The organism is Bacillus sp. FSL R5-0603, assembly GCF_038050295.1.
Lineage (GTDB): Bacteria > Bacillota > Bacilli > Bacillales > Bacillaceae > Bacillus > Bacillus subtilis.
Genome location: NZ_JBBOYP010000001.1, coordinates 3169549 through 3190916, shown reverse-complemented (window position 1 = coordinate 3190916; position 21368 = coordinate 3169549). Strand labels below are relative to the sequence as shown.

The window sequence follows — 21368 nt, the reverse complement described above, 5'->3', positions numbered from 1 at the left end:
GAGTGAAAATGGATGGCTAAAAAAATGCCTGATATTGGTGAATACAAGTATGGTTTTCACGACAAGGACGTTTCCATTTTCCGTTCAGAGCGCGGATTGACAAAAGAAATCGTAGAAGAAATTTCTCGCATGAAAGAAGAGCCTCAATGGATGCTTGACTTCCGCTTGAAATCTCTTGAGCATTTCTACAACATGCCGATGCCTCAATGGGGCGGAGATTTAAACTCACTGAACTTTGACGAAATTACGTACTACGTAAAACCGTCTGAGCGTTCAGAGCGTTCTTGGGATGAAGTTCCTGAAGAAATTAAGCAAACATTCGACAAGCTCGGTATTCCTGAAGCTGAACAAAAATACCTTGCGGGTGTTTCTGCTCAGTACGAATCTGAGGTTGTATACCACAACATGAAAGAAGATCTTGAAGCGCAAGGCATCGTCTTTAAAGACACTGACAGCGCGCTGAAAGAGAATGAAGATATTTTCCGTGAGCACTGGGCAAAAGTAATCCCGCCGACTGATAACAAGTTTGCGGCGCTTAACTCAGCTGTTTGGTCCGGCGGATCTTTCATCTACGTGCCTAAAGGCGTGAAGGTTGAAACACCGCTTCAAGCTTACTTCCGTATCAACTCTGAGAACATGGGTCAGTTCGAACGTACACTGATCATTGTTGACGAAGAAGCAAGCGTTCATTATGTTGAAGGCTGTACTGCGCCTGTTTACACAACAAACTCACTTCACAGTGCGGTCGTTGAGATCATCGTGAAAAAAGGCGGCTACTGCCGTTATACAACGATCCAAAACTGGGCGAACAACGTTTACAACCTTGTAACAAAGCGTACAGTCTGTGAAGAAAACGCAACAATGGAATGGATCGACGGCAACATCGGTTCTAAGCTGACAATGAAATATCCGGCTTGTATCCTAAAAGGCGAAGGCGCGCGCGGTATGACGCTTTCTATCGCTCTTGCGGGTAAAGGCCAGCATCAGGATGCAGGTGCGAAAATGATTCACCTTGCACCAAACACATCATCTACAATCGTATCAAAATCGATTTCAAAACAGGGCGGAAAAGTAACGTACCGCGGAATCGTCCACTTCGGACGCAAAGCGGAAGGCGCCCGCTCTAACATCGAGTGCGATACGCTCATTATGGATAACAAATCAACTTCAGACACAATTCCTTACAATGAAATCTTAAATGATAACATTTCATTGGAGCACGAAGCGAAAGTGTCTAAAGTATCTGAAGAGCAGCTCTTCTACTTGATGAGCCGCGGTATTTCTGAAGAAGAAGCAACTGAAATGATCGTAATGGGCTTCATCGAGCCATTCACAAAAGAGCTTCCAATGGAATACGCAGTTGAAATGAACCGTTTGATTAAGTTCGAAATGGAAGGTTCTATCGGTTAATGATGAAAACTCCTTTGTTTATCAAGGGGTTTAGAGATAGTTTTTAAAATGGCCGGCGTGCCGAATTTGATTGTAGAAGACGAACTTTTGAAGTTCGTCTTCTTTTATTTTTCAGAGACATATCCACTGTTATTTTAATGGTTTTAAGTCCTTATCGATTAGAACATTTCAGACCTGCGCCGGATAGGTTCAGTTCCTATATCACGCAACCATACAGTTGCTTATACTCAATATATGAATGGGAACAAAGACGCTATATTCAAAGCACTCGGCGATTCGACTCGGCGGCTTATATTAGACGAATTATCTGAACGCAACGAGCTGACGTTGTATGAACTTACGATACGTCTTATTACAAAGTACGACCTTTCTATTACGCGACAGGCGATAGCTAAACACCTTTCTGTACTGGAGGATGCAGGACTCGTAACATCAAAACGAAAGGGAAAATATCGAGTACTTATATTCAACAACGAACCGCTTAAAAATTTGCTGAAAGGATGGATAGAGTAATTTTATAAAACCAGTACTGACTTTCTGTAAAATGTTGGTTTGTTTTGCTTGAAGCCGGATTGTTTGCACAGTACCATACACCATAAATATCAAAGGAGGAAACAACAATATGAAAATCATTGTGACTAGTATATTCGTGCAAGATCAAGACAAGGCACTGAAGTTCTATACAGAAAAACTGGGGTTTGTAAAAAAGGAGGATGTTCCCATGGGGAAATTCAGGTGGATAACGCTTGTTTCTCCAGATGATCAAGACGGAACCGAGCTTTTACTCGAACCGAATGAACATCCTGCCGCCAAGGAGTATCAAAAGAAGATATTCTCCGAAGGCTTCCCGGCCACAATGTTTGGCGTTGCAGATATTCAAAAAGAGTACAACCGATTAAAGGAAAAAGGCGTGACGTTTACGATGGAACCGACAAAAATGGGCGAAGTCACAATTGCTGTCTTCGATGATACATGCGGTAACCTTATTCAAATTGTACAGAAGTAACCGATTCAGTCGCGTCCTTTTTGTATGCAGAAGAAAAACCGCTGGCCGAGGGGCCGCGGTTTTTTACTCTTCTTCTGTCTCCTGATTGATAATTTGCTTTACAGATGATCTGCTGTTATTTTCTCTGTTCATCTCTCGCAATTGAGTATAAGCCATATCGAATTCCTCTTTTGTCATCTGCTTTGCGGCTAATGCAGAGCATAATATAGCAAAAGCAATTGGCATTGTATCAATGTGAATGTCGATATGGACCTCTGAGTTGCCGCTGTTTTTGATAACAGATTCAGTAGTGGGTATCTCTTGAGTATGTCTGTTGAGAGGAATGATGTTTTCGTTCATTAGTCTTCTCCGTCTTGTGACTGCGCCTGTGCCTGATCCTGATCTGTATTCACGTTGACCACGACTTTTGCATTACCGCTGTTTTGGACTTTTGCGACTGCCGCATCGCGTCTGTTTTCTTCATTTTCATGACGATTTTCGCTCATGGTATCATCCTTTCTCTATTGATAGTGACAGGATATTCGTTAGGAGAGTAAAGAGATTGGACGAACTTCGCGGTTTTTCCACATTAGGGCAAAAGGTCGAAGGAAAGCATTCTATTTGGTAAAATGAATAGACATTATAATAGAAAAGGTGTTTGCATATGAAATCGTACATCATCGTCGGCGCAGGGATTCTGGGCGCGTCGACGGCTTATCATCTCGCAAAATCAGGCGCTCGCGTTACTGTCATTGATCGGAAAGAGCCGGGACAAGCGACTGATGCGGCGGCGGGGATCGTCTGTCCTTGGCTCTCTCAGCGCCGCAATCAGGATTGGTATCAGCTTGCTAAGGGCGGGGCGCGATACTATGCGGATTTAATCAATCAGTTGGAAGAGGACGGAGAAACGGATACAGGATATAAACGTGTTGGTGCGATCAGCATTCATACTGATGCGTCAAAGCTTGATAAGATGGAGGAGCGGGCGTATAAGAGACGGGAGGATGCGCCGGAGATCGGCGACATTACCCGCTTGTCTGCCAGTGAAACGAAAAAGCTGTTTCCGATTTTAGCTGACGGCTATGAATCGGTTCATATCAGCGGTGCCGCCCGTGTGAACGGAAGAGCGCTGTGCCGGTCGCTTTTAAGCGCTGCAGAGAAACGCGGCGCAACAGTCATCAAAGGAAATGCATCTTTGCTTTTTGAAAACGGAACAGTCACCGGCGTGCAAACAGATACAAAGCAGATTGCGGCTGACGCGGTCATTGTGACGGCGGGAGCATGGGCCAATGAGATATTGAAGCCTCTTGGCATTCATTTTCAAGTGTCATTTCAAAAAGCGCAGATTATGCATTTTGAAATGACAGATGCAGATACAGGATCGTGGCCGGTTGTAATGCCGCCGAGTGATCAGTACATTCTTTCGTTTGATAACGGCAGAATTGTAGCTGGCGCCACACACGAAAACGATGCCGGTCTTGATGATCTTCGTGTGACAGCCGGAGGCCAGCACGAAGTATTGAGCAAAGCGTTAGCCGTTGCACCGGGTCTTGCTGATGCGGCTGCTGTTGAAACAAGAGTGGGCTTCAGGCCGTTTACACCGAGATTTCTGCCGGTCGTAGGGGCCGTGCCGAATGTTCAAGGCTTATATGCTGCAAACGGTTTGGGTGCTTCTGGACTGACGATGGGGCCGTTCTTGGGTGCAGAGCTCGCAAAGCTCGTTCTCGGAAAGCAGACTGAAATCGACCTTGGCCCGTATGATCCAGCCGGAGCGCTTGCATAATAAATAAAGGCTTAACAAACAAATAGTATAAAGCTGTTCTGGCTTTTCTTTTCTGTATGTGTTAGCATTTATCTTTAATGAAAAAGAGGACGTGAACTGATTTTGATAAAAATTGATATACCCGCACCGAATGTCACCATCACTGAACGACAGCAGTCAGCTAATGATAACGAGCCGAAGATAAAACCGATTCACGGATTCATCGACTTTCACCAGATCCCAAGGGACAAAGGCGGCATTTTTATGTTTTACAACATTCATGACGAGCTGCTGTTTGTCGGTAAAGCTAGAAAGTTAAGACAGAGAATTAAGAAGCATTTCGAAGACACTGTTTCACCGATCAAACATCACAGAGATGAAGTTTATAAAATTGAGGTATGTGTAGTTGATGATCCAATGGAAAGAGAGATTTACGAAACATATATCATCAATACACAGCACTCGAAGTACAATATAGACAAGGTATTTTTTAAATAAGACGTCAGTCTGCGGATTGAACAGCGAAGCCAGAGCTTAAGTCAAGTTCTGGCTTTTGATTTGGGCATTTTTTCGCATATAGACCCTTTGTCTGTCATTCGAATAAATTATTGAGAAATTTCAGAAAATAATATTGACAATCCTACCCGCGGACTTTAATATAACAATATATAATGTTATATAACGTTATATAATAAAAACGGGGAGTGAAGGATTTGAGTCAGGCCACAGCAAAAGTAAATCGTGAGGTTCAAGCTTTCTTGCAGGATTTGAAAGGGAAAACCATTGATCATGTATTCTTTGTCGCATGCGGAGGGTCTTCTGCCATTATGTATCCGAGTAAGTATGTGTTTGACAGAGAGTCAAAATCAATAAACTCCGACCTCTACAGCGCCAACGAATTTATTCAGCGCAACCCTGTTCAGCTTGGTGAAAAGTCTCTTGTTATTTTGTGCTCGCATTCGGGAAATACCCCGGAGACAGTCAAAGCTGCTGCGTTTGCAAGGGGCAAGGGCGCACTTACGATTGCGATGACGTTTAAACCGGAGTCTCCTTTAGCGCAGGAAGCGCAATATGTTGCCCAGTACGATTGGGGTGATGAGGCGCTTGCGATCAATACAAACTATGGCGTTTTGTATCAAATCGTTTTTGGAACCCTGCAAGTATTAGAAAACAATACGAAATTCCAACAAGCAATTGAAGGCTTAGATCAATTGCAGGCTGTATATGAAAAAGCCCTTAAGCAGGAAGCTGACAACGCCAAGCAATTTGCAAAAGCCCATGAAAAAGAAAGCATTATTTATACCATGGCAAGCGGTGCAAACTACGGTGTCGCTTACTCCTACAGCATCTGCATTCTCATGGAAATGCAATGGATTCATTCCCACGCCATTCATGCCGGAGAATATTTTCACGGACCGTTTGAAATTATTGATGAATCCGTGCCGTTTATCATCCTGCTCGGTTTAGATGAAACAAGACCTCTTGAAGAGCGGGCGCTTACCTTCTCGAAAAAGTATGGCAAAAAGCTCACTGTGCTTGATGCTGCATCTTACGACTTCACTGCAATTGACGATTCAGTTAAAGGCTATCTTGCTCCGCTCGTTCTCAATCGTGTGCTGAGAAGCTATGCAGACGAGCTGGCAGAGGCGAGAAATCATCCTTTATCTCATAGAAGATACATGTGGAAAGTTGAGTATTGATCTGAAAATGAGGAACCATTATGCATTAGACTATAATGTTATATAACATTATAGTCTAATGTCCAGAGGAGGCCAACCCTTTGAAGAAAATGTTGTTGTTCTTGATCATTGCAGCTATCAGTATGTTCACCATTGCAGGCTGTTCGAGCCAAAGCAGTTCAGCGGACGGAAAGGTGACATTGAAATTTTTCCACAGATGGCCGAAGGAGCCGGAAAAAAGTTATTTTGAAGAGGTTGTTAAGGAATTTGAAAAAGAACACCCAGATATCGATATACAAATTGAAGCCGTTTTAAATGACTCCTATAAAGATAAAATTAAGGTCATGCTGGGAACCACCAGCCCTCCTGACATTTACTTCTCTTGGAGCGATGAGTTTGCTTTTAAATTTATCAGAGGCAATAAAGCACTTGATCTCTCGTCCTACTACAAAAATGACACCGATTGGTCATCACAGCTCGTTCAATCGCAAATTACACCATTTACTTATGAAAACAAGCAATATGGCGTGCCGTGGCAAATGGACGCTAAATCATTCTTCTATAATAAAGACATTTTCCAAAAGCTGAATCTTGATCCCCCGAAGACGTGGGATGAATTAATCGATGTGTCAAAAAAGCTGAAAGAACATGGCTACACACCGATCAGCTTCGGAACAAAGGCGACTTGGACAATCTCGCACTATATCGGCACGCTTAATCAGCGGATGGTCGATGAAAAAACGCGAGACAAGGACTATAACGCCAAAACGGGTGAATTTACTGATGAAGGCTATGTAAAAGCCCTTGAAAAGCTTCAGGAGCTGATGCCTTATTTTAATAAACATGTAAACTCCGTCGACCACGAATATGTGAGACAGCAATTTAAGAGCGGAAAGTCAGCGATGATATATGCGGAAACAGCGGAAATCAAGCTGGTTGAACCGGTTAATCTCGGGATGTTCCCATTTCCTGAAATCAGCGGGCAGAAAGGATCTTCAGAAGCGTTAACGGGAGCGCCGGAAGGATTCATGATTTCCTCAAGAACAAAACATCCGAAGGAAGCAATGGAATTTTTGCAGTTCTTGACGTCGGAAAAAATGGGCGAAAAGCTCGTGAAAGATGTCGGGAAATACAGTGCAGTGCAAGGTACGGCTACTGAAGAAAATGCAACAGCCATTCAGCGTGAAGCCGTTCAGCATATTGTTGATGCCAAATCAATGGTTCCATGGTTTGATATGGATGTCGATGTTGAAGTCGCAGATGCGTACCTAACGGGTGTCCAGCAAATGCTTGGCGGCGACATGACACCGCAGCAGGTGATGAAAGCCGTTCAAAAGGCAGCAAAGCAGGTGAGGGCGTCAGATGAATAAATCAAAGAAAAGGTGAAGCTTCGCACCTTTTCTTTTTATAAAGGAGATGAGATACCCTTGGTCAATCAGAATAAAATAATCCCCTATTTGTTTTTGGTGCCCGCTCTCGTTTTTTTACTTTTCGTTTATATCCCGATTTTTGAGAATGTATTCCTCAGCCTGTTTCAGTGGAGCTCATTTTCTCCGGAAAAAACGTTTATCGGCTTAAAAAACTATGTTGAATTATTTCATGATCCTGTCTTCTATCAGGCACTTACCAATAATGTGCTTTATGCAGTGATCTCAATTGTATGCCAGGTATTTGGCGGTTTGATTTTGGCGGCGGTGCTTGAGGATAAGCTGGTCAGAAAATGGTCGCCGTTTTTTCGTACCGTTTTCTTTTTGCCGGTTGTCATCTCAATGACGGTGATCGCGCTTTTGTTTGATTTTATTTACAATCCGGAGACAGGGCTTTTGAATCAGCTGCTTCAGGCCATCGGTCTTGATCAGCTGACGAGGGCCTGGCTCGGGGATGACAGCACAGCTATGCTTTCTGTCATTTTTGTGTCCCAGTGGCAATCTATCGGTTATATTGCGATGCTGTACATCGTGTCGATTCAAAAAATACCGGATGAACTGTATGAAGCGGCCCGGCTTGACGGCGCGGGTAAAATTCAGCAGTTTTTTCATATTACTGTTTCCCAGACGAAAGAGATGTCTTTTGTTGCGGTGGTCATGACGCTGACCGGGGCCTTTACGGTCTTTAATGAGCCGTACATTTTGACAGGCGGCGGGCCGGGAAACGCGTCAGAAGTCTTGAGCACGTTTTTATATAAAAGCGCCTTTACAAAGGATATGATGGGCTACGCCTCAGCGATTGCCACTGTCGTGTTAATCATTACGCTTGCATTATCGCTCATGCAAATGAAGTTCTTTAAAACCGGAAAGGAGGAGTAACTGATGCTGCCTCAGAAGAAGACAGATTCGTTCAGATTGGAGCCTGTGCCTGACCAGCACATTGAGGTTAAAGATAAGCCTAGACGAAAATGGTATATCGGAGAAACGTCTGTGTGGGTTTTTCTGTTTCTATATTTGATTGCGATTGCCTATCCGCTTCTCTGGATGGTGATGAGCGCCTTTAAAAACTCTGACGATATTTTTGAGCACAGCTGGTCGCTGCCGTCTTCGTGGCATCCGGAAAATTTTGTTTCCGCCTGGAACCAGGGGATTTCTTCTTATTTTATGAACAGTGTCATCGTTACGGCGCTGACGTGTGTGATCACTGTCTTTATCAGTGCATGGGCAGCGTATGGCCTTTCCCGGTTTGAGTTTAAAGGAAAAGGATTCTTTTTGGTGCTATGTCTTGGCGGATTGATGCTGACGCCGCAGGTCAGTCTTGTGCCGCTTTATTCTATTATTCAGTCGCTTGGCCTGTACAATACGTATTGGGCGTTAATCCTGCCGTATGCGGCTTATCGGATCCCATTCACCATCATTTTGATCCGCTCTTATTTTCTTTCTATTTCCAAAGAATTGGAGGAGGCGGCCTATTTGGATGGGTGTACAAGTTTTGGAGTATTTTTCAGAATTTTCTTACCAATGAGCGTGCCGATTTTGGTGACATCCGGCATTTTGACAGCTTACCATACATGGAATGAGTTTATGTTTGCGATTATTTTCATAGATGATGAGAATTTGCGGACCATTCCAGCCGGGCTGATGCAGTTCAGAGACGCGCTGCAGACAGACTGGGGTGTCCTGCTGGCGGGGTTAACGATTTCAGCCGCGCCGATTATTATTCTATTTTTATTGATGCAGAAATATTTTGTCCGCGGGATTGCAAGCGGCAGTGTAAAAGGATAAAGGAGGAAGCGCTATGAAATTGATTGCGGTTGGAGATAATGTTGTAGATTACTACCAGGATCAAGAAACATTTTACCCGGGAGGAAATGCCTTAAACGTTGCTGTGCTTGCCAAGCGGCTCGGGCATGAGTCTTCCTATATCGGAATCGTCGGCAATGACGAAGCCGCGGCGCATCTGTTGAACGTTCTCAAGCTGGAGCAGGTCAATGCAGATTATATCCGCCAGGCGCACGGAGAAAACGGGATGGCGATTGTCACCCTTGATGAACAGGGGGACCGCATTTTTGTCAGATCAAATAAAGGCGGCATTCAGTCCCGGCTTCGCCTCGCGTTTCAGGAGAAAGATGTATCTTTTATCAGCGGGCATGATCTGCTGCATACGAGCGTGTACAGCAGGCTTGAGAACGATCTTCCGCAGCTGTGCGGGCTGGTCCCTGTCTCATTTGATTTTTCAACCAATCGGGAGGATGATTATTTGAGGAGGGTCTGTCCTTATGTGACGTATGCGTTTTTTTCAGGAAGCGATTTGAGTGAGTCGGAATGCGGTGAGCTTGCCAAAACAGCTCATGGGTACGGAGCCAAAATGGTTTGTATGACCCGAGGGGGCCAAGGAGCAATCCTGTCTGCGGGTGATCGAGTCTATCATCAGCCGATTGTGGAAGCTGATATAATAGATACACTTGGAGCGGGAGATTCTTTTATAGCAGGCTTTTTGACTGCCTTTTGCGTGAAGCAGGATATAACGTATGCTTTGCGCCAGGCTGCTGAAACGGCTGCGAAAACTTGCGGTGTGTACGGAGCTTTCGGCTATGGCTATCCTTATCGCTTGGAGGACGGGGGAAGCAGTGAAAAAACGAGAATACTATAAGCAGTGTCTCGTTTTTTATGCCTGTTATGTGTAGGGGCTGTTGATGGTAAAAGTGACACGGTTTGTGTGCATCAAAAACAATGAGCAATAGATTGGCTGGTCGTTTGATGTAAAAGCCGTTTTATCAATTTCAAACAGCGCATCCCCGATATCACAATCCAGGTATTTGCTTTCCTCCTGTTGGGCATATACAACGTTTAATAGCTTCGTATTGTGCGTGGGTACAACTTTGTATTGCTGTTTTAAAATATCATGCATGGAGACGCCGTCAGCAATAAAGGTATCAATGCCGGGAAACAAATCAAGCGGATAATGCGTCACTTCAAAGGTGAGAGGCTGATCATCATTATATAAAATCCGTTTTAATTCAACGACAGGGCTCTCGGGATGGATTTGAAGCTTTTCGGCGATGGGCTTTGACGCTGGAATGATGTCATGGGACAGCACATGATGCTTCGGTTTTTTGCCGGTGGATTCCATAAATTCCGAGTAGCCGTTTACAGCGATCAGCTCTCGTTTTAATTTAGGGCTTTTAACGAACGTTCCCTTTCCCTGCTGCCTGATCAGATAGCCTTCTTCGACTAAATCGAGAATGGCTTTCCTGACGGTGATGCGGCTGACGTTATACTTGCTGCAAAGCTCGTTTTCGGTAGGCAGCTTGGCGGTTGGGGAATACACGCCCTTTTTGATGTCATCAGTGATGATTTGTTTTAGCTGAATGTATAAAGGTGTAGAACTTCCGTTGTTTAACAAAGGGTAGCCTCCTTTTAACCTATTATTTATATTATAATGTATTATGACGTTATAATACAAATTTACATTTTTTATTTTAGAAATATAGCAAAAATGGGAATCGATTACTCTAAAAATAACAGAAAGACCAAGTTGTTTCCAGTGACGAAATAACGGGTCAAAAGATAGGGGGACTTTTCTGATGGCTTCATTAACATTTGAACACGTCAAAAAATCATATCACTCACAATTAACCGTGAAGGACTTTGATTTAGATGTAAAGGATAAGGAGCTTTTGGTGCTGGTGGGGCCGTCAGGATGCGGAAAATCAACAACGCTGCGGATGGTGGCTGGATTAGAAAGCATTTCTGAAGGAAATCTTCTTATTGATGGGGAGCGGGTCAATGATCTTCCGCCAAAAGAACGTGATATTGCGATGGTATTCCAAAACTATGCGCTTTATCCGCATATGACGGTTTTTGATAATATGGCGTTTGGATTAAAGCTCAGAAAGATGGCGAAACAGGAAATTGCCGAGCGGGTTCATGCGGCAGCTAGAATTTTAGAAATTGAACATTTGCTGAAGAGAAAACCGAAGGCGCTCTCCGGCGGGCAGCGGCAAAGGGTGGCGCTTGGCAGGTCGATTGTGAGGGAGCCGAAGGTCTTTTTAATGGACGAGCCGCTTTCTAATTTGGATGCAAAACTAAGAGTGACGATGCGGACAGAAATCAGCAAGCTGCACCAGCGATTAGAGGCAACGATCATTTATGTCACGCATGACCAGACCGAAGCAATGACAATGGGAGATCGGATTGTCGTCATGAATGAAGGGGAAATCCAGCAAGTGGCGAAACCTCATGACATTTATCATTACCCGGCCAATTTGTTTGTCGCAGGCTTCATTGGCTCTCCTGGGATGAACTTTTTGAAAGGCATCATAGAACAGCAGCATGGCGAGCTGTTTTTCACAAATTCTTCGATCCGGCTTCATATTCCTGAAGAAAAAGCAAAGCGGCTGAAGGAAAAGGGATATGCCGGAGAACAGATGATTGCCGGTGTACGGCCGGAGCACATCACACAAATGACAGGAAATGACCAGTTGTTTGATTCAGTGTTTCAAGCGAAGGTGGAAGTGAATGAAAATTTGGGCTCGGAGCTCATAGTGCATGTCATGGCTGGGGATGAGCGGCTCAAGGTCCGTCTGGACGGAAACACGCGAATCGATGCAGGCGATTTAATCCAGCTCTCAGTGAAAATGGACCACGTCGTCTTTTTCGATGTGGAAACGGAAGAGGCTGTGTATTAGAAAAAGGTGCTCCTCAAAAGGAGCACCTTTTTCTTACGGCCAAATCTCATCCGCCCATTCAGGGTGGTCGATAAATGGATTGCGGTTGTGCTGATATTTTTCATAAATGATTTCATTTCTTTTCCGCTCGCGGTCGTCAACCGGATCCTGCTTATTCCATTCGAGCAGGACAGATTGTTTGCCATGATAAGGAGCTGAGCCGTTGCCTGTCTTATCATTAAGCTCAAGATCAGGATAGCCGTCATCACCCTCGTAACGGACAGCCATGTAAAACAGCATGCGGGCAACATCGCCTTTCACATCATCGCGGGGCTCCCATGAATCGCCGTCATAATAATTTCCGGGTGCCTTCGCATATTCAGTGCCGCCATTGTCAAAATCCATATTTCCTCTGGCGCTGTTAACTTGAACATCAGCCGGGCGCAAATGATGAATATCAGTACCAGGTCCCTTGCTCGTACCAAAATCGCCATGGGATTTCGCCCAGACATGCTCGCGGTTCCAATCGCCGACATTCCCGCCGTTCAGGTTTTTGGACCGCGATTCTTTCGTATAGAGCAGGATGACGTTATTCGGATTTCTCGGATCTTCATCCGTTTCTTTCAGCGCGTTCCACACTTCGCTGTAGGACAGCATCGTGTGTCCGCTGATAATACGGTGCAGGGTGCTTTTTAGCGAGTCTCCTGTTTTACCTTCAGCCCCTTCATAATAGGTATCTGTGTCAGCATAGGGTGCAGCGGGGGCGGCTAATGAGAGAAGGCTTCCTGTTCCTGAAGGGGAAGACGCCAATCGGTCATTAAGGCTTAATGCGGTTTGCGCGCTTGCTGAAGCTGCCGGTGCAAGCCATCCGGAAATCAGTAATACACAGACGAGTGGCAGAAACCATGCTTTTTTTGTCATCACTTGCCCTCCTTTTATCAGATCATGTCTATTATCTAAAATTGAAATAAAGGATAGAAGTGTCATTTTGTATATTTTTCATTAAAATTGTAAATTAGTCCCTTTGGAGGAGGCGGAAAGATCTCCTGTTCCCATATCTTTAGGTACTGTTTTTGCGAGCTGCCGGCATTTCCGTTTTCATCTGTTCCGCAAACATCGCCTCTCCGGCAAGCTTAGCTTGTTCATATGAAAGGCATTTTGACCCTCTCTTTCGCTCTTGCTGGCTCTCTTCCTTACCGTGTTTTCTTTTGAGCTTTACATCAAAATAGTTGTGACTTGTAGGGTGAATCTGGTTGCTGGATAGATAATGTGACTAAAAAATAAACGTTTTTTTGGTTAATCTGTCAATGAACTATCATGTTCCTCCTTCTATAATGAAGTCACCATAGCGGCCAGAGGGGGGAGTACATGGAAAAGCAGAAGCTTTCAGTAAAAAACAGCATCACAGATTATATTGAATGGCTCGCCCAATACGGTGCGTCTGCGGATGGCGGCGTAACGAGGCTTTTATACACAAAAGAGTGGATGGACGCACAGCTTGCCGTGAAAACGGAAATGTCTTCTTTCGGGCTTGAAACAAGATTCGATGATGTCGGCAATGTGTTTGGAAGGCTTTCAGGCACCCAGTCTCCGGATGAAGTCATTGTAACCGGTTCACATATCGATACTGTCATCAATGGGGGAAAATACGACGGCGCCTATGGTGTTCTGGCGGCAATGCTTGCGATAAAGCGGCTCAAAGAGACATATGGAGCGCCGAAAAAAACACTCGAAGCGGTATCTTTATGTGAGGAGGAGGGCAGCCGTTTTCCAGTGACCTATTGGGGATCAGGGAATATGACGGGTGTTTTTTCATTACAGGATGGAGCAGAGCCAAGAGACGAATCAGGAGTCTCACTGCAACATGCGATGCATGAGAACGGTTTTGGCAAAGGTGTGTTTCAGGCAGCATATCGGACAGATATCAGCGCTTTTGTTGAGCTCCATATTGAACAGGGACAGACATTGGAAATGTCAGGACGGGATCTCGGGATTGTGACAAGCATTGCGGGGCAGAGGCGATATCTCGTCACGCTGGAGGGGGAATGCAATCATGCGGGAACCACCTCCATGAAATGGCGCAAGGACCCGCTCGCAGCCAGCAGCCGTATCATTCATGAGCTGCTGCTGCGGTCGGAGGAGCTGCCGGAGGAGCTCCGTCTGACATGCGGAAAAATAACGGCAGAGCCCAATGTAGCCAATGTCATACCGGGTCGCGTCCAGTTTTCAATCGATATTCGCCATCAGCATCAGCATGTGCTGGAGCAGTTTCATCAAGACATGGTTGCTTTGATCAACGGCATTTGCCTACAAAAAGGAATTCGCGCCGTGATTGATGAATATATGCGGATAGAGCCTGTGCCGATGGACGAAAGGCTGAAGGCTGCGGCTTTTGAAACAGCATTAGAAAACGGCTTCAGCTGTGAGGAAATGGTGAGCGGAGCAGGGCATGACGCGCAAATGATCGGAAGGCGCTATCCTGCTTGTATGCTGTTTGTGCCAAGCCGAGGCGGCGTCAGCCACTCACCGAAGGAATATACGTCAGCCAGACAGCTTGAGATCGGCGTCCGCGCACTGACTGATTTATTATACAAACTGGCTTACTGATAAAGGAGGAATGGCTGTGTCAGGCAGAAGAGAATTATGCACCCCGTTAAGAACGATTATGACGCCAGGGCCTGTTGAGGTTGATCCGCGTGTATTAAGAGTAATGAGCACCCCGGTTGTCGGCCAATTTGATCCGGCGTTTACAGGTATTATGAATGAAACGATGGAGATGCTTCGGGAGCTGTTCCAAACAAAAAACCGCTGGGCATACCCGATTGACGGCACTTCAAGGGCGGGAATTGAAGCAGTGCTGGCCAGTGTGATAGAGCCGGAAGATGATGTGCTCATTCCCATTTACGGCCGTTTCGGTTATTTGCTGACTGAAATCGCAGAGCGATATGGGGCAAATGTTCATATGCTTGAGTGCGAATGGGGAACGGTTTTTGACCCGGAGGACATCATACGGGAGATAAAAAAAGTGAAGCCGAAAATTGTGGCCATGGTGCATGGAGAAACATCGACAGGACGGATTCACCCGCTGAAAGCCATCGGCGAAGCCTGCCGCACCGAGGATGCATTGTTTATCGTCGATGCAGTCGCAACGATTGGGGGCTGCGAGGTTAAAGTCGATGAATGGAAGATTGACGCTGCCATCGGCGGAACGCAAAAATGTTTGTCTGTGCCTTCAGGAATGGCGCCGATTACATATAATGAGCGGGTGGCGGACGTGATTGCAGCTCGCAAAAAGGTGGAACGCGGGATTGCGACACAAGCTGACAGGGCAGCACTTTCGGGAAATCGGCCAATTACAAGCAACTACTTTGATTTGAGCCAGCTTGAGGATTATTGGAGCGAAAGACGGCTCAATCATCATACAGAAGCGACGACGATGCTGTACGCCTTACGTGAGGGAGTCAGACTGGTGCTTGAAGAAGGTCTTGAGACGCGTTTCGAGCGGCATCGGCACCATGAAGCCGCATTAGCAGCAGGGATAAAGGCAATGGGGCTAAGATTGTTTGGAGATGACAGCTGCAAAATGCCTGTTGTTACCTGTGTCGAAATTCCCGGCGGCATTGACGGCGAGTCTGTCCGTGACATGCTGTTGGCACAATTCGGCATTGAAATCGCCAGCTCATTCGGCCCGCTCGCAGGGAAGATCTGGAGAATCGGCACGATGGGGTACAGCTGCAGAAAAGAAAACGTGCTATTCGTGCTTGCCGGGTTAGAGGCTGTGCTTCTTAGACATAACGCAGGAATCGAAGCAGGAAAAGCGCTCCAAGCAGCGCTGGATGTGTATGAAAACGCTGGCCGCCAGGCAGCGGTGTAAAGAAAAGCTTGCGGAACTCCGCAAGCTTTTTAGATATGATTTCGTGTTTTCTCCAATCTGATTTTCTTCGTTTGACTCTTTTTACAAATCCTCTTTCTATGTGTTTCATTTTCTGACAAATCATGAGTCATTTTTTCTTCCATCGTCTATTCTTTATACAAGTTACCTATAAAATCACGCTGAACTAGTTGTTTCTCACGGCAATTTTCGAGAGGAGGATGCGGCATTGGGGAATTTTCACACGATGTTAGATGCGCTCCTGGAAGACCAGGAGGAGGCTGTACTGGCGACAATTGTTCAAGTGGAAGGCTCCGCGTATCGAAAAGCAGGCGCCTCTATGCTCTTTAAGAAAAATGGCAGACGGATTGGCTTGCTGAGCGGCGGGTGTGTGGAAGAAGATGTATTCCAAAGAATCAGTGCGCTGGGCGATCAGCTCACACCAACGCTGATTCCCTACGACATGCGGTCGGAGGACGATCTTTCTTGGGGCATGGGAGCCGGGTGCAATGGCATTATTCATGTTCATGCAGAGCGAATCACTCAGGAAAAAAGGCGGCACTATGAGAAAGTGAGGGATTGCCTTCATTCAGGCAAAGCTGTCACTTCCGTTACAAAGATTGGATCCTCCCATTATTTATTTCTGACGGAGAACGGGCATTTTGGCAACTGGCCGGACGCGCCTCTGCAAGATATTCAACGTACTGTTTCAACGCTTCATTTACCGCATTTCGATCCACCCACTAACATGTTTATTCAGCGAATTGAACCGAAGCCGCGCCTCATTCTGTTTGGGGCGGGACCGGATACTGTACCGCTGGCCAATTTGGCGGCTGACACAGGGTTTTCTGTTATCGTGACGGATTGGCGGCCCGCTTATTGTACATCCTCTCTTTTTCCAAAAGCGGATCAGCTGATCACTGCTTTTCCGGAACAAATGCTTAGCGAATTTCAATTTTTTCCGCATGATGCAGCTGTTGTGGCAACCCATCATTATCAGCACGATCAAACGATCATCAACTTCTTATTTTCTCAAAACCTCCATTATATTGGACTGTTGGGTTCGGCAAACCGCACGAAACGGCTGCTGAACGGAAAACATCCTCCGTCTCACTTTTACAGTCCGGTCGGGCTGAAAATCGGTGCGGAAGGTCCAGAGGAAATTGCGGTAAGTGTAGTTGCAGAAATCATTCAAACAAGAAAACGGATAGCGGTTGTATGAGAAGCCCCTATCTGATCGGCGTGTTTCTCGCTGCCGGCAAAAGCAGAAGAATGGGCCAAAACAAGCTGGCTTTGCCGCTAAAAGGAGAAAACATAGGCTCACTTTCTTTGAAAACTGCTCTGTCGTCCCGCCTTGATCACGTGCTGGTCGTCGAGCGGACAGAACATGCCTCCCTTGAGTGGATAGGAGCGCCGTATCACGCTCCGCCTTTTCAAAAACGCTGGAGCCTGCACGTTTGCCAAGACGCAGAAAAGGGTCAGGGGCATTCAGTCGGCAGCGGGGTGAGAAAAGCAGAAAGCATGGGGGCGGACGGCGTTGTCATTTTGTTAGCCGACCAGCCTCAGCTTTCCGTCGATCATCTCAATGCCCTTGTGGCTCTGGCTCCTGAGTCATTTGCCGTGTCATCGTTTTTAGGGGCGTTCACCCCGCCAATCTACTTCTCGTCGGCTTGTTTTCCTTATGTAAAGGGGTTAACGGGAGATGAAGGGGCTCGCAGGCTCCTGAAAAGCGGACAGCTTGGAGCAGGAGCGGTTTTGGAGGCAAAGGATAGCGGCGAGTTGGACGATATTGATACACCCGAGGAATATGACATGGTAAGGAGGGCGATGGCTTGAACGGCCAAGTGACAAAAGCAAGGATGAATATTCAATTATGGAGGCCGACAGCGCTTGATGAGGCCTATTCGCTTTTAGAGAAGCTTGCTCCGGATGTGTGTGCCGCATCGGGAAGCACGCTGCTTCAGCTTCAGTGGGACAAAGGAACTCTGCCGAAACAGCACCTTGTCAGCCTTGAAGGGATTGACGAGATGCGAGGGATCAGCGCCAGTGACACCCACGTGTCGATCGGGGCGCTCACATCACTGAATGAATGCAGAAAGAACCCTTTGATCAAGAGCGCGCTTGGCTGTTTCAGTGACGCTGCTTCTGCTGTCGCCGCACCGGGAATCCGCAGCCGTGCCACGATTGGCGGCAACATAGCGAGTAAAATCGGTGATTTCATTCCGCTTCTGCTTGTGCTTGATGCTGAGCTTATCGTATATCAAAAGAAGCTCATCAGGCTGCCGCTTGGCGCTTGGCTCAGTGAGGAAGACTTTAGAACGGCTATCGTCACGCGTGTCATCATCCCGCGGACGGAGGGAGAGCGTGTATTTTACCGTAAACTTGGGAGGCGACAGGCTTTTACAGGAGCGGATGCTGTTGCAGCTGGACGGTTTTTGAAAGACGGTGGCATTCGTCTCGCCGCTGGCCATGCCGATATCACTCCTAGGAGATTATTGGACAGCGAAGCGAAATGGATGGCACCAGGGTGGGACTCGCATGAGCTGTACAAAACACTTATCCATGAGCTGCCGTTTTCCTCAGATGCTTTTATGTCAGCGGCATACAGAAAAAAAGCCGCTGCCAACGTCATCATGGCAGAGCTGATGGCTGAGGGAGGGGAATAAATGATCATCAACAAACCGTCAAGAGTCAGGCCGGATGGAAGGGATAAGGTCACAGGGGAATTGAAATATATGACCGATCTCAGCTTTCCGGGAATGCTGTATGGCAAGGTGCTGAGAAGTGCTTATCCTCATGCAGAGATTGTGTCGGTTTGCACCATAAAAGCTGAGAAAATGGAAGGCGTGCAAGCCATCGTCACGCATAAAGACGTTCCCGGCTTAAACCGATTTGGCATTGTCATCCCTGATCAGCCGGTTTTATGTGAGGACAGGGTGCGGTATGTCGGGGATGCGATCGCCGCAGTTGCTGCGGAAACGGAGGAAATCGCGGAAGCGGCGCTGGAGCTGATTCGAGTTGAGTATAAAGAGCTGGAAGTCATAGATTCACCAGAAAAAGCGCTTCGGCCGAATGCGCAAAGACTGCATGAGGACGGGAATATCCTGCACCGCGCATTTTTTTCAAACGGCGATGTGGAAGAAGGGTTTCAAGCATCTGATACAGTCCTTGAAGAAACCTATGAGCTTCCGCGGCAGATGCATACGTATATGGAAACGGAGGGAGGCGTAGCCGTTCCGGAAGACGACGGGGGTTTTACGATGTATGCAGGAACCCAGCACGGCTATAAAGACCGTTTCCAGCTTGCCCGTATTTTTGATATTCCTGAAGAGAAGATCAGAATTGTGTCAAGTCCGATGGGCGGCTCGTTCGGAGGGAAGGATGAGCTGAATATTCAGCCGTATGCTGCGCTTTTGGCCCTGAAAAGCGGACGCCCTGTCAAAATCCATCAGACACGAAAGGAATCTGTACGTTCTGGCATTAAGCGCCATCCGATGAAGATTACGATAAAAACGGGTGCAGATCATTCGGGAAATCTATTGGCGCACGACGTGAAAATTGTGGCGGACACAGGCGCTTACGCCACGCTTGGGCCTGCCGTTCTAGATTTTTCTGTCGAGCATGCCGCGGGGCCGTACCGTATTCCGAATATCCGGACTGAAGGAATATCAGTATTTACGAACAACGGGGTGGCGGGGGAATTTCGGGGCTTTGGCGGCAACCAAATTACATTTGCACTCGAAACCCATCTCGATCGTCTCAGCGGCATGCTCGGCATCGACCCGCTCGAGCTGAGAAGAAAAAATATCAGAAAACCGCATGACTTGGGGCCGCTTGAGCATCGAATTGCACCAACTGACGGAGCGGCACAGGTGTTGAATGCCATATCTAAATCTCCCATTCTTACAAGAACCAGCCGGAACTGCGGGTATCTGCAAAGAGGCACGGGAGCGGCAATTACAATGCACGGCGGCGGGCTGGGGTATGGCCGAATGGATGCGGCAGGAGGCCGTTTGTCCCTTTCGAGTGAAGGCAAAATCACAGCATCGTTCGGATTTGAAGAATGCGGACAGGGGATTCTAGCAGCGATTGAACAGATTGTCATGGAGGAGTTAGGTTGTGCCGCAGAAGATATTTCCATTGTTATTGGGGATACCGCAAAAGTGCCGAAGTCAGGCTCCTCCACAGCATCCCGCGGCACAAGCATGGTGTGGCACGCGATCCAGCGTTTGAAGAAGCCGTTTCTATCTCAGTTGAAAAAACGGGCGGCAGAATGGAGCGGCTGTTCAGCGGAAAACCTTATTCCCGGCGCTGCAGGCTTGCGTGACAAAAACACAAAGGCGCTCGTGGTTACGTATAAGGAGCTGGCTGAAAAAGGCCCTTTGGCAGAGGAAACGGCATTTGACTTTCCAACAACGCCTGACCCTGTGGTGGGCGGCCATTTCCTCTACTCATTTGGAGCGGCTGCCGTTGAGGTGGAGGTAGATCTGTTAACAGGCGATGTCAAATTGATAGATTGTGAGCACGCTATTGCGGCAGGTCCGGTTGTCAGTCCGCAGGGTTATCGAGGTCAAATTGAAGGCGGCGCTGCCATGGCGCTCGGCTACACACTAATGGAGGAAGCCAAAATGACGGACGGCCGTTATTTCGCGGAAAATCTCGATCACTATTTGATCCCCGGAGTCAAAGATGTTCCTGACATGAAGGTGATTGCAATAGAAGACTTAATGAAGGGAGACGTATATGGACCGCGCGGTGTTGGCGAAATCGGAACGATCGCCATCACTCCGGCAATTGTAAAGGCAGTACATGATGCGGTCGGCTGCTGGATAAACAAGCTGCCGATTTCAAGAGAAGAGCTGCTTGAAGCGATAGACAGAAAGGGGCTGAAGCAATGGACGTAAAAGAGGCCGGGCCATTTCCTGTAAAAAAGGAACAGTTCCGGATGACCGTGAATGGGCAGGAGTGGGAGGTTGCTGCCGTTCCTACGACACATCTGAGTGACCTGCTTAGACAGGAATTTCAGCTGACCGGGACAAAGGTGTCCTGCGGAATCGGCCGCTGCGGAGCCTGCTCTATTTTAATCGACGGAAAGCTGGCCAATGCGTGTATGACCATGGCTTACCAAGTGGACGGCCATTCCATTACAACAATCGAGGGCGTACAACAAGAGGAACTGGATATCTGCCAAACCGCTTTTTTGGAAGAAGGAGGCTTCCAATGCGGCTACTGTACCCCAGGAATGATAATTGCGCTTAAAGCACTGTTTCGGGAAACCCCTCAACCTTCTGACAAAGATATAGAAGAAGGGCTGGCGGGGAATTTGTGCCGGTGTACCGGGTATGGCGGGATTATGCGGTCAGCTTGCAGGATTAGAAGAGAGTTGAACGGAGGGAGACGGGAGTCCGGCTTTTAAAAGCCGGACTTTTTTAGCCTCAGTCAGACAGCGCGATCAAGACGCAGAAGCGTTGTGGGAAAACATCACGATAAATCTCGTAGAACTTGACAGCTTCTCGATTAGAAAATGATTAGTGAATCCATAGCAAAGACGCCATAAAAACTTC

At 46.9% G+C, this 21368-nt stretch carries 22 protein-coding genes and 1 pseudogene; 18 read left to right on the top strand and 5 right to left on the bottom strand.

What is annotated here, in order from left to right; genetic code table 11:
* The first annotated feature begins 12 nt into the window (after positions 1–12).
* The 3 genes from sufB (at position 13) to glxB (ending at position 2416) form a co-directional block, all read left to right on the top strand.
* Positions 13–1410 carry a Fe-S cluster assembly protein SufB gene (sufB, locus tag NYE56_RS16495; RefSeq protein ID WP_003228608.1) on the top strand — a complete coding sequence of 466 codons (1398 nt, stop codon included), beginning with the start codon at positions 13–15 and terminating at the stop codon, positions 1408–1410.
* A gap of 234 nt (positions 1411–1644) precedes the next feature.
* On the top strand, positions 1645–1923 hold the full coding sequence (locus NYE56_RS16490) for an ArsR/SmtB family transcription factor (protein WP_009968126.1): 279 nt from the start codon (positions 1645–1647) through the stop codon (positions 1921–1923).
* Positions 1924–2032: 109 nt separating this feature from the next.
* A complete protein-coding gene (gene glxB, locus NYE56_RS16485; protein ID WP_003240869.1) occupies positions 2033–2416 on the top strand; it encodes a methylglyoxalase in 384 nt (127 codons plus the stop codon).
* Between the two features lie 63 nt (positions 2417–2479).
* Here glxB and NYE56_RS16480 read toward each other — a convergent pair whose 3' ends face one another.
* A complete protein-coding gene (locus NYE56_RS16480; RefSeq protein WP_003243521.1) occupies positions 2480–2755 on the bottom strand; it encodes a hypothetical protein in 276 nt (91 codons plus the stop codon).
* Positions 2755–2901, bottom strand: coding sequence for an acid-soluble spore protein SspG (gene sspG / locus NYE56_RS16475; protein ID WP_015384584.1), 147 nt, complete (start codon positions 2899–2901; stop codon positions 2755–2757). The genes NYE56_RS16480 and sspG overlap by 1 nt, the downstream gene beginning before the upstream one ends.
* A 158-nt stretch (positions 2902–3059) precedes the next feature.
* Between sspG and NYE56_RS16470 the strand changes: the two genes are divergently transcribed.
* The 7 genes from NYE56_RS16470 to frlD all read left to right on the top strand — a co-directional run bounded on the left by NYE56_RS16470 (position 3060) and on the right by frlD (position 9916).
* On the top strand, positions 3060–4178 hold the full coding sequence (locus NYE56_RS16470; RefSeq protein ID WP_341284123.1) for an NAD(P)/FAD-dependent oxidoreductase: 1119 nt from the start codon (positions 3060–3062) through the stop codon (positions 4176–4178).
* 102 nt (positions 4179–4280) lie between these two features.
* Positions 4281–4655: a nucleotide excision repair endonuclease gene (locus NYE56_RS16465; RefSeq protein WP_003228617.1), complete on the top strand. Its 375-nt coding sequence runs from the start codon at positions 4281–4283 to the stop codon at positions 4653–4655.
* 215 nt (positions 4656–4870) lie between these two features.
* Positions 4871–5857, top strand: a complete 987-nt coding sequence (gene frlB, locus NYE56_RS16460; RefSeq protein ID WP_015251278.1) for a fructosamine deglycase FrlB — start codon at positions 4871–4873, stop codon at positions 5855–5857.
* An 80-nt stretch (positions 5858–5937) separates the two neighbouring features.
* Positions 5938–7206 carry an ABC transporter substrate-binding protein gene (locus NYE56_RS16455; protein ID WP_217020234.1) on the top strand — a complete coding sequence of 423 codons (1269 nt, stop codon included), beginning with the start codon at positions 5938–5940 and terminating at the stop codon, positions 7204–7206.
* A gap of 57 nt (positions 7207–7263) precedes the next feature.
* Positions 7264–8142: a carbohydrate ABC transporter permease gene (locus NYE56_RS16450; RefSeq protein ID WP_341284122.1), complete on the top strand. Its 879-nt coding sequence runs from the start codon at positions 7264–7266 to the stop codon at positions 8140–8142.
* Between the two features lie 3 nt (positions 8143–8145).
* The gene (locus tag NYE56_RS16445) at positions 8146–9048 is read left to right on the top strand and encodes a carbohydrate ABC transporter permease (RefSeq protein ID WP_003228625.1); all 903 of its coding nucleotides are present in this window, start codon (positions 8146–8148) and stop codon (positions 9046–9048) included.
* Between the two features lie 13 nt (positions 9049–9061).
* Positions 9062–9916: a fructosamine kinase FrlD gene (frlD, locus tag NYE56_RS16440; protein WP_003228626.1), complete on the top strand. Its 855-nt coding sequence runs from the start codon at positions 9062–9064 to the stop codon at positions 9914–9916.
* A gap of 24 nt (positions 9917–9940) precedes the next feature.
* Here the strand turns inward: frlD and frlR are convergent, their stop codons facing one another.
* Positions 9941–10669, bottom strand: a complete 729-nt coding sequence (frlR, locus tag NYE56_RS16435; protein WP_139327880.1) for a transcriptional regulator FrlR — start codon at positions 10667–10669, stop codon at positions 9941–9943.
* Between the two features lie 181 nt (positions 10670–10850).
* On the opposite strand from frlR, the gene NYE56_RS16430 reads away from it, so the two are divergent.
* On the top strand, positions 10851–11954 hold the full coding sequence (locus NYE56_RS16430; RefSeq protein ID WP_064671609.1) for an ABC transporter ATP-binding protein: 1104 nt from the start codon (positions 10851–10853) through the stop codon (positions 11952–11954).
* A gap of 33 nt (positions 11955–11987) precedes the next feature.
* On the opposite strand, the gene NYE56_RS16425 is transcribed toward NYE56_RS16430, so the two are convergent.
* Positions 11988–12854 carry an endonuclease I family protein gene (locus NYE56_RS16425; RefSeq protein WP_042974677.1) on the bottom strand — a complete coding sequence of 289 codons (867 nt, stop codon included), beginning with the start codon at positions 12852–12854 and terminating at the stop codon, positions 11988–11990.
* An 81-nt stretch (positions 12855–12935) separates the two neighbouring features.
* A pseudogene (locus NYE56_RS16420) lies at positions 12936–13057 on the bottom strand (hypothetical protein); the annotation flags it as partial.
* Between the two features lie 244 nt (positions 13058–13301).
* Here NYE56_RS16420 and allC point away from each other — a divergent pair.
* The 7 genes from allC to pucE all read left to right on the top strand — a co-directional run bounded on the left by allC (position 13302) and on the right by pucE (position 21220).
* Entirely contained in the window at positions 13302–14540 is a 1239-nt protein-coding gene (gene allC, locus NYE56_RS16415) for an allantoate deiminase (protein WP_160244653.1), read from the top strand.
* A 16-nt stretch (positions 14541–14556) separates the two neighbouring features.
* Positions 14557–15807, top strand: a complete 1251-nt coding sequence (gene pucG, locus NYE56_RS16410) for a (S)-ureidoglycine--glyoxylate transaminase (RefSeq protein ID WP_003244520.1) — start codon at positions 14557–14559, stop codon at positions 15805–15807.
* 226 nt (positions 15808–16033) lie between these two features.
* On the top strand, positions 16034–17026 hold the full coding sequence (locus tag NYE56_RS16405; protein ID WP_341284121.1) for an XdhC family protein: 993 nt from the start codon (positions 16034–16036) through the stop codon (positions 17024–17026).
* A complete protein-coding gene (pucB, locus tag NYE56_RS16400) occupies positions 17023–17640 on the top strand; it encodes a xanthine dehydrogenase accessory protein PucB (RefSeq protein ID WP_341284120.1) in 618 nt (205 codons plus the stop codon). The genes NYE56_RS16405 and pucB overlap by 4 nt, the downstream gene beginning before the upstream one ends.
* Complete coding sequence (gene pucC / locus NYE56_RS16395) at positions 17637–18470, top strand: xanthine dehydrogenase subunit C (protein ID WP_341284119.1); 834 nt, start codon at positions 17637–17639, stop codon at positions 18468–18470. Before pucB ends, pucC begins: the two co-directional genes overlap by 4 nt.
* Positions 18471–20708, top strand: coding sequence for a xanthine dehydrogenase subunit D (pucD, locus tag NYE56_RS16390; protein WP_341284118.1), 2238 nt, complete (start codon positions 18471–18473; stop codon positions 20706–20708).
* Positions 20699–21220: a xanthine dehydrogenase subunit E gene (gene pucE / locus NYE56_RS16385; RefSeq protein ID WP_217000760.1), complete on the top strand. Its 522-nt coding sequence runs from the start codon at positions 20699–20701 to the stop codon at positions 21218–21220. Before pucD ends, pucE begins: the two co-directional genes overlap by 10 nt.
* The last annotated feature ends 148 nt before the right edge of the window (positions 21221–21368 follow it).

Bases quoted from the DNA above. Each gene is read 5' to 3' on its own strand.
- sufB (WP_003228608.1), top strand. From the start codon at position 13: ATGGCTAAAAAAATGCCTGATATTGGTGAATACAAGTATGGTTTTCAC.
- NYE56_RS16490 (WP_009968126.1), top strand. From the start codon at position 1,645: ATGAATGGGAACAAAGACGCTATATTCAAAGCACTCGGCGATTCGACT.
- glxB (WP_003240869.1), top strand. From the start codon at position 2,033: ATGAAAATCATTGTGACTAGTATATTCGTGCAAGATCAAGACAAGGCA.
- NYE56_RS16480 (WP_003243521.1), bottom strand. From the start codon at position 2,755: ATGAACGAAAACATCATTCCTCTCAACAGACATACTCAAGAGATACCC.
- sspG (WP_015384584.1), bottom strand. From the start codon at position 2,901: ATGAGCGAAAATCGTCATGAAAATGAAGAAAACAGACGCGATGCGGCA.
- NYE56_RS16470 (WP_341284123.1), top strand. From the start codon at position 3,060: ATGAAATCGTACATCATCGTCGGCGCAGGGATTCTGGGCGCGTCGACG.
- NYE56_RS16445 (WP_003228625.1), top strand. From the start codon at position 8,146: ATGCTGCCTCAGAAGAAGACAGATTCGTTCAGATTGGAGCCTGTGCCT.
- frlD (WP_003228626.1), top strand. From the start codon at position 9,062: ATGAAATTGATTGCGGTTGGAGATAATGTTGTAGATTACTACCAGGAT.
- NYE56_RS16430 (WP_064671609.1), top strand. From the start codon at position 10,851: ATGGCTTCATTAACATTTGAACACGTCAAAAAATCATATCACTCACAA.
- NYE56_RS16425 (WP_042974677.1), bottom strand. From the start codon at position 12,854: ATGACAAAAAAAGCATGGTTTCTGCCACTCGTCTGTGTATTACTGATT.
- allC (WP_160244653.1), top strand. From the start codon at position 13,302: ATGGAAAAGCAGAAGCTTTCAGTAAAAAACAGCATCACAGATTATATT.
- pucB (WP_341284120.1), top strand. From the start codon at position 17,023: ATGAGAAGCCCCTATCTGATCGGCGTGTTTCTCGCTGCCGGCAAAAGC.
- pucD (WP_341284118.1), top strand. From the start codon at position 18,471: ATGATCATCAACAAACCGTCAAGAGTCAGGCCGGATGGAAGGGATAAG.
- pucE (WP_217000760.1), top strand. From the start codon at position 20,699: ATGGACGTAAAAGAGGCCGGGCCATTTCCTGTAAAAAAGGAACAGTTC.